This window comes from Bradyrhizobium sp. USDA 4353, assembly GCF_054063215.1.
Genome location: NZ_JBSSGB010000001.1, coordinates 5,601,834 through 5,615,668, shown reverse-complemented (window position 1 = coordinate 5,615,668; position 13,835 = coordinate 5,601,834). Strand labels below are relative to the sequence as shown.

14 protein-coding genes are annotated in these 13,835 nt (G+C 65.8%); 10 read left to right on the top strand and 4 right to left on the bottom strand.

The features are described from left to right. Positions 1-3: 3 nt before the first annotated feature. Together ACVILH_RS25400 and ACVILH_RS25395 are read right to left on the bottom strand one after the other, a co-directional pair. Positions 4-402: an MAPEG family protein gene (locus ACVILH_RS25400; RefSeq protein ID WP_434860869.1), complete on the bottom strand. Its 399-nt coding sequence runs from the start codon at positions 400-402 to the stop codon at positions 4-6. Between the two features lie 73 nt (positions 403-475). Then, positions 476-2,284: a PHA/PHB synthase family protein gene (locus ACVILH_RS25395; protein WP_456715325.1), complete on the bottom strand. Its 1,809-nt coding sequence runs from the start codon at positions 2,282-2,284 to the stop codon at positions 476-478. Between the two features lie 296 nt (positions 2,285-2,580). Here ACVILH_RS25395 and ACVILH_RS25390 point away from each other — a divergent pair, with 296 nt between their 5' ends. The 5 genes from ACVILH_RS25390 (at position 2,581) to ACVILH_RS25370 (ending at position 7,560) form a co-directional block, all read left to right on the top strand. Then, complete coding sequence (locus ACVILH_RS25390; protein WP_456715324.1) at positions 2,581-2,835, top strand: hypothetical protein; 255 nt, start codon at positions 2,581-2,583, stop codon at positions 2,833-2,835. 210 nt (positions 2,836-3,045) lie between these two features. Continuing rightward, positions 3,046-4,266, top strand: a complete 1,221-nt coding sequence (locus ACVILH_RS25385; protein ID WP_006614790.1) for an LL-diaminopimelate aminotransferase — start codon at positions 3,046-3,048, stop codon at positions 4,264-4,266. Positions 4,267-4,302: 36 nt separating this feature from the next. Then, complete coding sequence (locus ACVILH_RS25380) at positions 4,303-5,619, top strand: homoserine dehydrogenase (protein ID WP_456715323.1); 1,317 nt, start codon at positions 4,303-4,305, stop codon at positions 5,617-5,619. Between the two features lie 204 nt (positions 5,620-5,823). Continuing rightward, positions 5,824-6,825, top strand: coding sequence for a class II fructose-bisphosphatase (gene glpX, locus ACVILH_RS25375; protein WP_456715322.1), 1,002 nt, complete (start codon positions 5,824-5,826; stop codon positions 6,823-6,825). 15 nt (positions 6,826-6,840) lie between these two features. Further along, positions 6,841-7,560, top strand: a complete 720-nt coding sequence (locus tag ACVILH_RS25370) for a haloacid dehalogenase type II (protein ID WP_456715321.1) — start codon at positions 6,841-6,843, stop codon at positions 7,558-7,560. A 9-nt stretch (positions 7,561-7,569) separates the two neighbouring features. Here the strand turns inward: ACVILH_RS25370 and ACVILH_RS25365 are convergent, their stop codons facing one another. After that, positions 7,570-8,655: a methyl-accepting chemotaxis protein gene (locus ACVILH_RS25365; protein ID WP_456715320.1), complete on the bottom strand. Its 1,086-nt coding sequence runs from the start codon at positions 8,653-8,655 to the stop codon at positions 7,570-7,572. A 309-nt stretch (positions 8,656-8,964) separates the two neighbouring features. Between ACVILH_RS25365 and recJ the strand changes: the two genes are divergently transcribed. The 5 genes from recJ (at position 8,965) to ACVILH_RS25340 (ending at position 12,964) form a co-directional block, all read left to right on the top strand. Next, on the top strand, positions 8,965-10,806 hold the full coding sequence (recJ, locus tag ACVILH_RS25360; RefSeq protein ID WP_456715319.1) for a single-stranded-DNA-specific exonuclease RecJ: 1,842 nt from the start codon (positions 8,965-8,967) through the stop codon (positions 10,804-10,806). 158 nt (positions 10,807-10,964) lie between these two features. Continuing rightward, entirely contained in the window at positions 10,965-11,522 is a 558-nt protein-coding gene (locus tag ACVILH_RS25355) for an HD domain-containing protein (protein ID WP_456715318.1), read from the top strand. A gap of 248 nt (positions 11,523-11,770) precedes the next feature. Then, entirely contained in the window at positions 11,771-12,112 is a 342-nt protein-coding gene (locus tag ACVILH_RS25350) for a DUF1127 domain-containing protein (protein WP_456715317.1), read from the top strand. Positions 12,113-12,455: 343 nt separating this feature from the next. Continuing rightward, positions 12,456-12,683 (top strand): hypothetical protein, encoded by a 228-nt coding sequence (locus ACVILH_RS25345; RefSeq protein WP_456715316.1) that lies wholly within the window; start codon positions 12,456-12,458, stop codon positions 12,681-12,683. Then, complete coding sequence (locus tag ACVILH_RS25340; RefSeq protein WP_456715315.1) at positions 12,662-12,964, top strand: type II toxin-antitoxin system RelE/ParE family toxin; 303 nt, start codon at positions 12,662-12,664, stop codon at positions 12,962-12,964. The genes ACVILH_RS25345 and ACVILH_RS25340 overlap by 22 nt, the downstream gene beginning before the upstream one ends. 136 nt (positions 12,965-13,100) lie before the next feature. Here the strand turns inward: ACVILH_RS25340 and ACVILH_RS25335 are convergent, their stop codons facing one another. Further along, positions 13,101-13,715: a CinA family protein gene (locus ACVILH_RS25335; RefSeq protein ID WP_315799941.1), complete on the bottom strand. Its 615-nt coding sequence runs from the start codon at positions 13,713-13,715 to the stop codon at positions 13,101-13,103. Positions 13,716-13,835: the final 120 nt, after the last annotated feature.

The following is a 13,835-nucleotide window of genomic DNA, read 5'->3' as shown; positions in this document are numbered from 1 at the left end:
GGATTACAGCCAGCCGAAGATCGCGATCGCCAGAACCGCCTGGGCGGCGAAACCAACAACGAAAGCAAGCGTCCGAAACACGGGCAGGCCGATCGCATAGACGATGACGTGGGCGACGCGCGACCAGAAATAGACGGCGCAGGCCAGCACGGTCCATTTGGTCGAATAATCGATCGCGTTCAGGATCAGCACCAGCGGCGCGAAGATCACGAGGTTCTCGACCGCATTGTCATGCGCGAACATCAACCGGTTCGCCCAGGCCGAGTGGGGCTTGTCGTTGCGGGACGGGTTGGCCATGGCGCCGGTGAGGCCGCGGACTTGGCAGCGGTTCAGGATGTAGGGAACCCACAGCAGGCCGGTCAGAATGACCGTGAGCGTCAGCCAGAACAGTTCGCGCGTCATCAACATCCCCTCAACTGATTACCGTCCCGTCCCGGCGGGACGGAGCGGTTATAGTCAATCGCGGCTGATCACGCTACGCGCGGACACGGACATACGACCCGGGCGCATCTTCAAGCGGTGGATAGGCCTCGCTGCCGACGTTGCGCGCGGGAACCTGCTCCGGATCGAGCTCGCCGAGCCAGGCGCGCCAGTCCGGCCACCACGAGCCCTTGTGCTCCTCGGCGCCCTTGATCCAGTCCTTCAGCGAGATGTCGTGGATCTGGTCGTTGGTCCAGTACTGGTACTTGCCGGAGGAGGGCGGATTGACGACGCCGGCGATGTGGCCCGAGCCCGACAGCACGTACTTCACGGGGCCGCCGAAGAACTGCGAGCCGTAGAGCACGGAGTCGGCCGGCGCGATGTGGTCCTCGCGGGTGGCGAGATTATAGACCGGCACCTTCACCTTGGAGAGATCGAGCAGCGTGTTGTCGAGCACCATGGTGCCCGAGGTCAGCCGGTTCTCCAGATAGCAGTTGCGCAGGTAGTAGGAGTGATTGGCCGCCGACATCCGCGTGGCGTCGGAATTCCAGTGCAAGAGGTCGAACGCCTGGGGCGGCTGGCCCTTGAGGTAGTTGTTGACGACGTAGGACCAGATCAGGTCGTTCGACCTGAGCATATTGAAGGCCATCGCCATCTTGCTGCCCTCGAGCACGCCCGAGGCCTGCATGTCGCGCTCGAGCGCCGAGATCTGGGTCTCGTCGACGAACACCAGGAGGTCGCCGGCATGGGTGAAGTCGACCTGGGCTGCGAGGAAGGTGGCGGAGGTCACGCGCTGGCGGCGCTTGTCGGCGAGCCAGGCCAATGTCGTCGCCAGCATGGTGCCGCCGACGCAATAGCCCATCGTGTGCACCTTCATCTCGCCCGTCACCTTCTCGATGACGTCCATCGCGGTGAGCGGGCCTTCCTTCATGTAGTCTTCCCAGGTCTTGCTCCCCAACGACTTGTCGGGATTGACCCAGGAGATCACGAACACCGTGAGGCCCTGATCGACGCACCATTTGATGAAGGATTTCTCCGGGCGGAGATCGAGGATGTAGAACTTGTTGATCCAGGGCGGCACGATCAGGAGCGGCGTGCGCAGCACGTTCTCCGTGGTCGGCGCGTACTGGATCAGCTGCATCATCTCGTTCTGGAAGATCACCTTGCCCGGCGTCGTCGCCATGTTGACGCCGACCTCGAGATTGGCCGGATCGGACTGCCGGATCTTCAAGGTGCCCTTGCCGGCCTCGATGTCCTCCGCGAGCATCTGCATGCCGCGCACGAGGTTGTCGCCGCTCGACGCCACCGTCTGCCGCAGCACCTCCGGATTGGTGAGCACGAAGTTCGACGGCGCCAGCGCGTTGGTGATCTGGTTGACGTAGAACTCGGCCTTCTTGCGCGTGTGCGGGTCGAGGCCTTCGGCATTGTGCACGAGGTCCTGCGCCCACTGCGTGGTCAGCAGATAGGCCTGCATGACGAAATCGTAGAACTGGTTCGACTTCCACTCGGGATCGGCGAAGCGCTTGTCGCGCGGCGACGGCGAGATTGTGGGCGGCGCCTCCTCGCCGGCCAGACGCCGCGAGGCCGAGCCCCACAGGTCGAGATAGCCCTTCGCAATCTTGGTCTGGATATCGCTGGCGCGATCCTTGTCCGACAGCCAGTAGTCGGCGACGGCGGTGAATGACTTCACGACCTCGGCAAGCTCGGTCGGCGGCCGGTCCTGAACCTCGCCGGTCTCGCGGGGCTTCAAATAGGCCGCGAGCGCCTTGCCGCTGGTCTCCATTGCTCTCGCGATATTCGTCGCGAAGGCTTCGGCGTCGAATGTTTTTGTTGATTGGGTGGTGTTGTTCGAAACGTCGGTCATGGCCAGATCACACTATCGCGTTGGGACCCGCTCGTCACCGCGCGAGATCAATAATCCGCGAGTTTGCGGTTAATTCGATTTCTGCGTGTTGCGTTGCGAAAAAGATTCGCGTCAGTCACAATGCGTTCGCATAGGCGACGAAATTCCTGTTCAACCGTCTAACGTTTCGGGTGACAATTGGTTGTACTGCGGCAAAATGTGCCGCATTGCGTTTTGGGGTCGGTTGGGTCGGTTGGGTCGGTGGGGACTTTGGCGTGACAGGGGCGGAGCAGAGCGGGAGGACGTGGGCGCGCGCCTTGGCGGCGGCCGTCGTGCTTTGCGGCAGCCTGGCGTTGGCTGGCTGCTCCAGCTCGATCGCCGACATGCCCTCGCTCGACGCCGACGCCGGCGCTCACCCCAAGGAGCCCTCCGGTTATCTGCCTGTGAACGACGTCCCGCGCGATCGCGGAACGCCGATGATCTCGCCGGAGGAGCGCGCCCGGATCGAAAAGGAGCTCACGGCTGCGCGCGACCGCCAGGCCTCGGCCGCGTCCGGCGTCAGGGACCGGTAAGCCCTCCGGCCCGCTCCCAATGACGTAATTGTCTGGCGCGGCGCGGCGTCCATGATAAAACACCGGAATCAACCGCACCCTTGCGTGTCGCCGCCAGCCAGGCCGTATGGCCGTGCTAAGCTTATGTTCAAGCACGGATTTCAGGGCTGAGGCGTCGCAGCGCCAGCCACGTTGGCGAATTCGCCCCCGGTTGCCGGAGCCGAGAGACCCATGGAAGATTTCTACCGCATCCGCCGTCTGCCGCCTTACGTGTTCGAGCAGGTCAACCGGGCCAAGGCGGCCGCGCGGAACGCCGGAGCCGATATCATCGACCTCGGCATGGGCAATCCGGACCTGCCGGCGCCGGCACATGTGCTGGAGAAGCTCAAGGAGACCCTGGGCAAGCCGCGCACCGACCGCTATTCCGCCTCGCGCGGCATCGTTGGCCTGCGCCGCGCGCAGGCGGCCTATTACGACCGCCGCTTCGGGGTGAAGCTCAATCCCGACACCCAGATCGTGGCGACGCTCGGCTCCAAGGAAGGCTTTGCCAACGTGGCCCAGGCGATCACCGCGCCGGGCGACGTCATCCTGTGTCCGAACCCGAGCTATCCGATTCACGCGTTCGGCTTCCTGATGGCCGGCGGTGTCATCCGCTCGGTGCCGGCCGAGCCGACGCCGCAATTCTTCGAGGCGGCCGAGCGGGCCATCATTCACTCGATCCCGAAGCCGCTGGCGCTGATCGTCTGCTATCCGAGCAACCCGACCGCCTATGTCGCGAGCCTCGACTTCTATCGCGACCTCGTCGCATTCGCGAAAAAGCACGAGATCCTGATCCTGTCGGACCTCGCCTACGCCGAGGTCTATTTCGACGACAACAACCCGCCGCCGTCGGTGCTGCAGGTGCCGGGCGCGATGGATGTCGCGGTCGAGTTCACCTCGATGTCGAAGACCTATTCGATGGCTGGCTGGCGCATGGGCTTCGCCGTCGGCAATGAGCGCATCATTGCCGCGCTGGCGCGGGTGAAATCGTATCTCGACTACGGCGCGTTCACGCCGGTGCAGGTCGCAGCGACGGCCGCGCTGAACGGTCCCGACGACTGCATTCGCGAGATGCGCGACGTCTATCGCAAGCGTCGGGATACGCTGGTCGAGTCGTTCGGCCGGGCCGGCTGGGAGATCCCCTCGCCGGAGGCCTCGATGTTCGCCTGGACGCCGCTTCCGGAGAAGTTCAAGAGCCTGGGCAGCATGCAGTTCGCGACACTGATGGTCGAGAAGTGCGGCGTCGCGGTGTCGCCGGGCGTCGGCTTTGGCGAGCATGGCGAAGGCTATGTGCGCATCGCGATGGTCGAGAACGAGCAGCGCATCCGGCAGGCCGCGCGCGGCGTCCGCCGCTTCCTTGAAAGCGGCATCGAAACGTTGCACAACGTGGTTCCTCTGGCCAACCGGCGCTGAGTCTTCCCGTTTCCTTGCTGCAGGTTCTTTGATTCCATGGTCGCACCCCTGAGAGTGGGCATCGCGGGCCTCGGCACCGTGGGTGCCGAAGTCGTTCGTCTGATCGAGCAGCAGGGGCGCGTGCTCACCGAGCGGACGGGGCGGCCCTTGAAGGTCGTGGCCGTGACGGCGCGGTCGAAGAAGAAGCGCGCCGTCGATCTCACCGGCATCAAGTGGGCTAAGGATCCGCTCGCTTTGGCCGGCGATCCCGAGGTCGATTGCTTCGTTGAGCTGATGGGCGGATCGGGCGACCCGGCGCTGTCGGCGATCGACGCCGCGCTGAAGGCGGGCAAGTCGGTGGTCACGGCCAACAAGGCGCTGATCGCCAAGCATGGCCTGAAGCTCGCCAAGGCCGCCGAGAAGTCGGGCGCCGCGCTGAATTTCGAGGCCGCCGTCGGCGCCGCCATCCCGGTCATCAAGACGTTACGCGAGGGTCTCGCCGGCACCGGCATCGGCCGCGTCTATGGCATCCTCAACGGCACTTGCAACTACATCCTGACCCGGATGGAGCAGGAGGGCCTGTCGTTCGACGAGTGCCTGAAGGACGCGCAGCGCCTCGGCTATGCCGAGGCCGATCCGTCTTTCGACATCCATGGCCATGACACCGCGCAGAAGCTCGCGATCCTGGCGAGCCTGGCCTTCGGCACCCAGGTGGCCGAGAAATCGATCTATGTGGAAGGCATCTCCTCGATCGCTCCCGAGGATCTCAAGGCTGCCGATGAGCTCGGCTACCGCGTCAAGCTGCTCGGGGTCGCCATGCGCACCGCCAAGGGCATCGAGCAGCGCGTGCATCCGACCATGGTGCCGAAATCCTCCTCGATCGCCCAGGTCATGGGCGTAACCAATGCGGTCACGATCGACGGCGAAGGCATTCCGCCGATCACCTTGGTCGGTCCGGGCGCAGGGGGCGCGGCAACCGCGTCCGCGGTCGTTGCCGATATCGCCGACGTCGCGCGCGGCATCCGCTCAGCGCCGTTCGGGCGTCCGGTCGAGAAGCTGCAGCCGACCGAGAAGGCGCCGATGGAGCGGCACGAGGGCGGCTATTACATCCGCCTGATGGCGCGCGACCATGCCGGCACAGCCGCAACGATCGCGACCCGGCTCGCCGAGCAGAAGATCTCGATCGAGTCGATCGTGCAGCGCCATCCGAATGGCAGCGAGGCGCTGAAGACCGGCGCCAAGGGCGGCCCCGTGCCGGTGATCCTGATCACCTATGCGACGCATGAGGATGCCGTGCACAAGGCGCTCCAGGCCGTGCAGCGCGACAAGGTCATCAGCGGCAAGCCGCAGGTGATCCGGATCGAGAAGAATTAACCTGGGATGCCCCGGGAACCGGTTGCCGTTGCTCAAACAAACGCGTGGCGTTTGGCTTAGGTTCATGCTCAAACCGGTGGAATCGCGCGGCGAGGAGCGGCCATCCGGGCCGTCCCGCTGAACCGTGAGCCGCCCCCGATGGCGGCCTCGCGCTGGTAGAATTTGAGGGCGGTGTGCCGCCTTGACGTCTTGAGGAGTTGACCGATGTCGACGCAGATTTCCGTCCCGCAACAGCTCTTGCTCGAGCGCATCCTGACCCTGGAGCTGGTGCGTGTGACCGAGCGCGCGGCGGTGTCGGCGGCGCGGCTGCGCGGCCACGGCCAGGAAAAGCCGGCCGACCAGGCGGCGGTCGATGCGATGCGACGCGAGCTCAACAAGCTGCCGATCGAAGGCACGGTCGTGATCGGCGAGGGCGAGCGTGACGAGGCGCCGATGCTCTATATCGGCGAGAAGGTCGGCCTCAATGCCGGTCCCAGGGTCGACATCGCGGTCGACCCGCTCGAGGGCACGACGCTGTGCGCCAAGAACATGCCGGGCGCGATCGCGACCATGGCGATGGCCGATGGTGGCACCTTGCTGCACGCCCCCGACGTCTACATGCAGAAGATCGCCGTCGGTCCGGGCTACGCCAAGGGCGTGGTCGACATCGATGCCACCCCGGCGGACAACGTCCGCCGTCTCGCCAAGGCCAAGGGCGTCGATCCCTCCGCGATCACCGTGCTGGTGCTGGACCGTCCGCGCCACGCCGATATCATCCAGGGCGTGCGCTCGACCGGCGCTGCCGTCCGACTGATCACCGACGGTGACGTCGCGGGCGTGATCCATTGCGCCGACCCCGACAACACCGGAGTCGACATGTATCTCGGCACTGGCGGCGCGCCCGAGGGCGTGCTGGCTGCGGTGGCGCTGCGCTGCATCGGCGGCCAGATGCAGTGCCGCCTGATCCTCGACACCGAGGAGAAGCGCGAGCGCGCTCACAAGATGGGCGTCGGCGATCCCAAGATGATCTACGGCATCGAGGACATGGCCCGCGGCGACTGCCTGTTCGCGGCCACCGGCGTCACCACCGGCTCGCTGCTGTCCGGCGTAAAGTTCCGCAAGGACGGCGTGATCGAGACCGAGACCGTCGTGATGCGCTCCGTCACCGGCACCGTCCGCTACATCCGCGCCGAGCACCGTCAGCTCGAGAAGTTCCACCTCGACTGACGGCGGAGCGCCGCAATGTCCGATCTCTCGATGGTCAAGGCGCTGGTGTTCGACGTGTTCGGCACCGTCGTTGACTGGCGCACGAGCCTCATCAACGACTTCACCGCCTGGTCCAAGACGCGCGGCATCCAGGGCGACTGGACCGCGCTGGTTGATGGCTGGCGCGGGCTCTATGTCGGCTCGATGGAGGAGGTCCGCAGGCATCCCGAGCGCGGCTATCTCATCCTCGACGTACTGCACCGGCGCTCGCTCGAGACGCTCGTCGCCAAGCTCGGCATCGCCGGCCTCACCGAGGCCGATCTCGACTATCTGACGCGCGGCTGGCACCGGCTGCATCCGTGGGCCGACAGTGTCGCCGGGCTGACCCGGCTGAAGTCCAAATACATCATCTCGCCGCTCTCCAACGGCAATGTCGCGCTGCTGACCAACATGGCGAAGTTCGCAGGGCTTCCCTGGGACCTCGTTCTCTCCGCCGAGCTGTTCGAGCACTACAAGCCCGATCCCGAGACCTATCTCGGCGCCGCGCGTCTCCTATGTCTTTCGCCCGGCGAGGTCATGATGGTCGCCGCGCACAACAACGATCTCGAGGCCGCCCAGCGTTATGGCCTGAAGACGGCCTTCGTCGCCCGACCCACCGAATACGGCCCGCTGCAGAACCGTGACTTCGAGGCGACCGGCGCCTGGGACATCGTGGCCGCCGACTTCAACGGCATCGCCGACCGGCTCGGCTGCTGATCTTCCGCCTCACGCACCCGACACGATCACGCCGTACCAGCCGAGGCCCTTGTAGGTCTCGTAGCCGGGCGTGGCGTGGAAGGCGACCATGCGCCCGGATGCGTCCTGGTAGAAACCGCTGCGCTTGCCGTCGAGCTTCAGCGAGACGCGCTCGCTGAGAATGCCCTGGCCGTCCGAGGAGGCGATCACGCGATGGCTGGAATCCACCAGCAGCGCGCGCGCCTTGTCGGTTTCACTGACGCGGACGCCCTGCACGATCGCGCGCGCCTGTGCCTCCCAGTCGAAATGGATCGCGAGCACGCCGAGCGGCTTGCCATGCGCCTTGCCGTTCTCGCGCACCGATGCGCAATAGGTCGCGACCTGGGCGTTGCCGAGCAGGGGCTGGCACTCGACGTCGCCGGCGACGTAGTCATCGCCTGAGCGCAGGCCGCGCGCCTCGCGAAACCATTTGGTATCGGCGACGCTCTGGCCAACCACATTGTAGCGATCGGCGCGGCCGTTCGCGATGACTTTGCCGCTGGGATCGCACAGCCACAGATCGAGATAGACCGTGTAGGCCGAGAGGATCACCGCGAGCCGTTCGGAGACATGGGCGACGCGGTCGGCATCCGGGGCAGCCGCGCAATCGACGACGGCGGAGTCGGTTGCCCACCAGCGCACGTCGCAGGTCCGCTCATAGAGATTGCGGTCGATCAGCTCGATCGCGTTCAGGGCGAGATCGACCATGCGCTCGCCGCGGGCGCGCTCGGTCATGCGCTCGATCGAGCTCTTGAGATTGCCGGTGCGTGTCGTCAGCTGGCCTTCGAGCTCGCGCGCGATGGTCTCCACCTGCTGGCCGACCGCGCGCACCTCCTGCGCCACGACCGCGAAGCCCGCGCCCTGCGCGCCGACGCGCGAGCTTTCGATCAGCGCGTTGAGCGCCAGCATCTTCATCTGATTGGTGATCTGCTGGATCGACTTGGTCTTCTCGCACGCGATCTGGTTGACCTCGCCGGTGAGCCGCGCGATCAGCGCGGAGACGTCGTTCTCGTCCTGGGGAGCCGTCGGGGAGGGCGCAATCGAAGGCGAGGTCTTCAGCTCAGGCGCTGCTAACATTGAACAACTCCATTTCATCGCCGTCTCGGCCGATGCGGAGACTGCGAACCAATTCAGTCGGTATCATTTGATTGAAATGTCACGGAGTTCGCCTAACGGTCGTTTAATGCACGCTCCTGAACACAGCTTCAATTTTAGGCATGCTGCACTATATGTCAGCAGTCGCCCCGCTATGGTTGTGATTTCCACCGATCATGCAGTGCGATTCCAGTGGGTTCCCTTGCCAGAGCCTGTGGAGCGCGGCGACTTGCTGTAGATTCGGCGCCGTCGTTTTCGAATCGCCATGCCGCATGCGAGGCCCTTAGCCTGATGGCACCGTCCGCCCTTGCCTTGCCCCTGAGCGCCCCGCCGGCGTTCCTCGGCGTGCGGCTGTCGCTGACCAACAGGCTGTGGCGCGACCGGCTGGATGCGCGCGGCGCCGCGCGGGCGCTGGCGATCGTGCAGCGCTATCAGTTGCCGGAGATGCTGGCGCGGGTGCTGGCCGGGCGCGACGTCGAGCTCGACGCGGTCAACGACTTCCTCGATCCCACCATCCGCAAGCTGATGCCCGATCCGTTCACCGTCACGCAGATGGAGGCGGCGGCCAAGCGCATCGCGGATGCGGCCGTCAACGGTGAGAAGGTTGCGATCTTCGGTGACTACGATGTCGACGGCGCAACCTCGGCGGCACTGCTCGCCTGGCACCTGCGGCATTGCGGGCTCGATCCGCTGATCCACATTCCCGACCGCATCTTCGAAGGCTACGGGCCGAACAGCGAGGCGATTCGTGGCCTCGCCAACAAGGGCGCGACCCTGCTCGTGACCGTCGATTGCGGCACAACCAGCCTGGAGCCGCTGGCGGAGGCGCGGCGGCTCGGCATGTCCGTGGTCGTGATCGACCACCATCAATGCGGCGAGGAGCTGCCGGAGGTCGAGGCGCTGGTGAATCCGAACCGGCCGGATGATCTCTCCGGGCTCGGCCATCTCGCCGCGGTCGGGCTCACGCTGGTGACGCTGGTTGCCGTCAATCGCGAGCTGCGCGGTCGCGGCTTCTTCAGCAGCACGCGGCCGGAGCCCGACCTGCTCGGCATGCTGCATCACGTCGCGCTCGGCACCGTCGCCGACGTGGCGCCGCTGGTCGGGCTCAACCGCGCTTTCGTCGCCAAGGGCCTGATCGCGATGCGCCGGCGCGACCACGTCGGCCACACCGCGCTGATGGATGTCGCCAGGCTCAACGGCCCGCCGGAGGCGTGGCATCTCGGCTTCATGCTCGGGCCGCGCATCAACGCTGGCGGGCGCATCGGACGCGCCGATCTCGGCGTGCGGCTGCTCTTGGAAACCGACGTGTCGGAGGCGGCGCGGATCGCGGCCGAGCTCGACCGGCTCAACACCGAGCGCCGCGTCATCGAGCAGCATGCCGAGGCGCAGGCTGAGGCCGAGGCGCTGGCCTCGCTCGGCCTGGAGGACAAGGGCGCGGTCATCGTCACCGCGTCCGAGGGCTGGCATCCCGGCGTGGTCGGGCTGGTGGCCTCGCGGCTGAAGGAAAAGTTCGCGCGGCCGGCGTTCGCGATCGCGCTGGAGCCCGGCGGCATCGGCACCGGCTCGGGCCGCTCGATCCCCGGCGTCGATCTCGGCCGTGCCGTGCGCCACGCGGTGGAGCAGGGCATCCTGATGAAGGGCGGCGGCCATGCCATGGCCGCCGGTGTCACCTTGCGCAAGGAGCGGCTGGCGGAGTTTCGCGCCTATCTCGAAAACGCGCTCGCCGCCGATGTCGCCGAGGCGCGGCACGTCAACGAGATCCTGATCGACGGCGCGATCAGCGCGCGCGCGGCGACGCCGGAGCTGGTCCACACGCTCAACCGCGCAGGTCCCTTCGGCAGCGGCAATCCCGAGCCGATCGTGGCGCTGCCGTCGCACCAGCTTGTCTATGCCGACGAGGTCGGGCAGGCGCATCTCAAGCTCCGCTTCAAGTCCGGCGACGGCGCCACGGTGAATGCCATCGCGTTCCGCTCGGTCGGCCAGAAGCTCGGCAATGCCCTGGTCCAGCATCGCGGCCAGGTGCTGCATGTCGCGGGCACGCTGACCGTCGACCGCTACCAGGGCGTCGAGCGCGTCCAACTGCGCGTCCTCGATGTTGCCGTGCCGGACCACGGTCCGGCGATGATCAGGTAGCAGCAGAATCAACGGTATCGTCCCGGACAAGCGTCGCCGACGCTCGCGTCGGCGAAGCGCTGATCCGGACCCACGCGGCAGATGTTGGGAGGACCAGATGCCAATGTCGATCGATACAGGGGCGACCGCCTCAAGCATCCGGAGAAGAAAGCAAACTGATGTCACTCTCGTCTCTCTATGACGACGCGCTCGTCTACGCAGCGGAGCTGCACCGCACCCAAGTCCGCAAGGGCAGCAACGTGCCCTACATCGCGCATCTGCTGAGCGTCTCCAGCCGCGTGCTGTCGGCCGGCGGCAGCGAGGTGCAGGCCATCGCCGGCCTGTTACATGACGCCGCCGAGGATCAGGGCGGGCAAGCGACCCTGGACGAGATCCGGCGGCGGTTCGGCGATGGTGTCGCCGAGATTGTCGCGGATTGCACGGATTCCTGGATCGAGCCGAAGCCGGACTGGCGTCCCCGGAAGAAAGCCTATCTCGCCAAGCTGCCGCACAAGCCGGCGTCATCGCTTTTGGTCTCGCTCGCCGACAAGGTCGACAATGCCGAGGCGATCGCGCGCGATTTCGACGAAGTGGGCGACGCCGTGTGGCAACGCTTCACTGGCGGAAAGGATGGGACGCTCTGGTACTACCGCACGCTGAGCAAGATCTTCGATCAGGCGCTGCCGGGATCGTTGGCGCGGCAGCTTGCGCGCACGGTGGGCGCGTTTCCGTCCTGACAGGTTGGACAAGGCGGTCGCTGATCTCTGGCCGAATTGGCGGATGACAACCTCAGATCGATCAGCTATAGAGCCGACCATGATCACCGCCGCCACCCATCGTTTCGGTCGTTGGACGCACCGTAGCTCGCGGGCGGCGGGAGGATCACGCGCAATCTGATTGATTTGCAGTCTTTGATCCGAACAGCCGCCAGGAACCTGGCGGCTTTTTTGGTGCCGGCAGGTTCTTCTTTCCGAGGGAGCCCTCCATGCCGAGCACGACTGACGAGCAGAGCCTGAGCGCCATTGGGACGCGTGCGCTCCGTGACGGCGCGCGCTCGCACCGACTGATCGGGCCGCGTCGCGAGCGCACGTCGGGACATCCGATCTTGCCTGGCGCCAACGTCTACTACTTGTCGACTCCGTCTCCCGACCAAAGTCGGAGCGAGCCGAAGCGGATGTCCTTGCTGCGGCTCTGGTGGGCACGCTGGCGCGAGCGTCGCAGCTTCGCCAGAGAGCTGCCCTGGCTCGCCGACGAAGTGCTGGAGGACTACGGCCTCACGCGCGACGAGGCACGGCGGATATGCCGCCGCCCGTTCTGGCGGGCATGACGGCTTTCAGCTGAGACGGAGGCGTCAGCCCACCCGCAACTGTCATCCCGGGCAAGCCGGAACGGCGCACAGCGCCGTGGAGGCGCCGACCCGGGATCCATACTCCGCAGCAGGTGTGGTGAGAGGGGGTCGGAGTCACGGACGTGCCGCCACACGGCATCCTATGGTTATGGATCCCCGCGTTCGCGGGGATGACGACGGTGGGTGGGGCCGCAGCGTCGCCTTAACCTCGCGAATGCAGGTTATTGATGATTGTCTGCGGCGGGGCAAAGTATAGCCAGTCCGCGCAAGCGCGAGCGGTGGAGGACTTCCCACCTACGACTTGCGGGTCTATATTTCCTTCATGACCACTTTGCTTGACAAAGCTTTCGATGTGGCACGCCAGCTTCCTGTCGAAGAGCAGGACGAGTTGGCGCGGGTGCTGCTGCGGCTGACCGGGCACGACGAGGCTCGCGTCGAGTTGACCCAGGCAGACCTTGATTCCTTGGCAGGATCTCTTCGCGAGGCAGATCAACGCCAGTTTGCGTCTGACGACGAGATCAAGGCCATATGGGCCAAGCACGGTCTCTGAAGCTTCGATTCACGACTCGTGCTGCCCGCGAGCTTGAGGTCGTTCTCGACTATATCGCCGCCCATTCGCCAAGTGGGGCAAGACGCGTGCAGACCCGCATCAAATCGGCTCTTGATGTGCTGGCGTATTATCCGAAAGCAGGCGCGCAATCGAACCATCCACGCCTGCGCAGGCTGGTCGTCAACCCGTACCCCTACCTCATCTACTATGAAGTTTCTGCTGATGAGGTGATCGTTCATGGCGTGCGTCACGCAGCGCGCGATCCGGACGAGTTGATATAGATCGAGGTCGAAACCATTCTCTCGTCATTGCGTGCGTCTCTCGTGCCAAGCAATCCGGAATGGCTGCGCAGGATACTGGATCCCCTCGCTGCGCTCACGATGGAGGCGCAGCGAGAGCACAGCGCAACGTTCGCAGCTACGTCCGAGGCCGCCTCGGTGGTCGCTTCACCGGATGCAGCCGCGGCGCCCGTGCGACGCGCGGGCGCAATCGCGTCGCCGCGGCGCGCTTCGGCTTGGCGGGCACCTGCGGCCTCGCCAACTCCATCAGCATCCGCAATGCCTCGATCACCGAGCGTGTCCGCACCGTGCTGCGGCCGATGGCGCCGAAGCGGTGCTCGCGGTGGGTGATGCGGCCGTCGCGGGCGGCGACGGCGAAGTGGACGAGGCCGACCGGCTTGCCGGGGGTGGCGCCGCCGGGACCGGCGATGCCGGTGATGGCGACCGCGAGGTCGACGTCGGCGCGTTCGAGGGCGCCGACGGCCATCTGGATGGCGGTCTCCTTGGAGACGGCGCCGAAGGTCTGCAAGGTCGAGGCCTCGACGCCGAGCATCGCGCGCTTGGCCTCGTTGGAGTAGGTGACGAAGCCGCGGTCGATGACATCTGAGGAGCCGGGGATCTCGGTGAGCGCGGCGGCGACCAGGCCGCCGGTGCAGGACTCGGCGGTCGCGATCATCAGCTTGCGCGACCGGCAGAGGTCGAGCAGCGAGCGGGCCAGCGCGCTGGTGGAGCCGATTTGACGTTCGCTCGCCATGTCCCCGGTCGTCCTCGAAGCGATCAAAGCCTCAACATGTGGTTCGCCGAAAACGGATGACGCTCGATGGACTCGAGACGCTGCCACGGACTCGGTTCACCTCGCTCCGCCAGGGCGAAG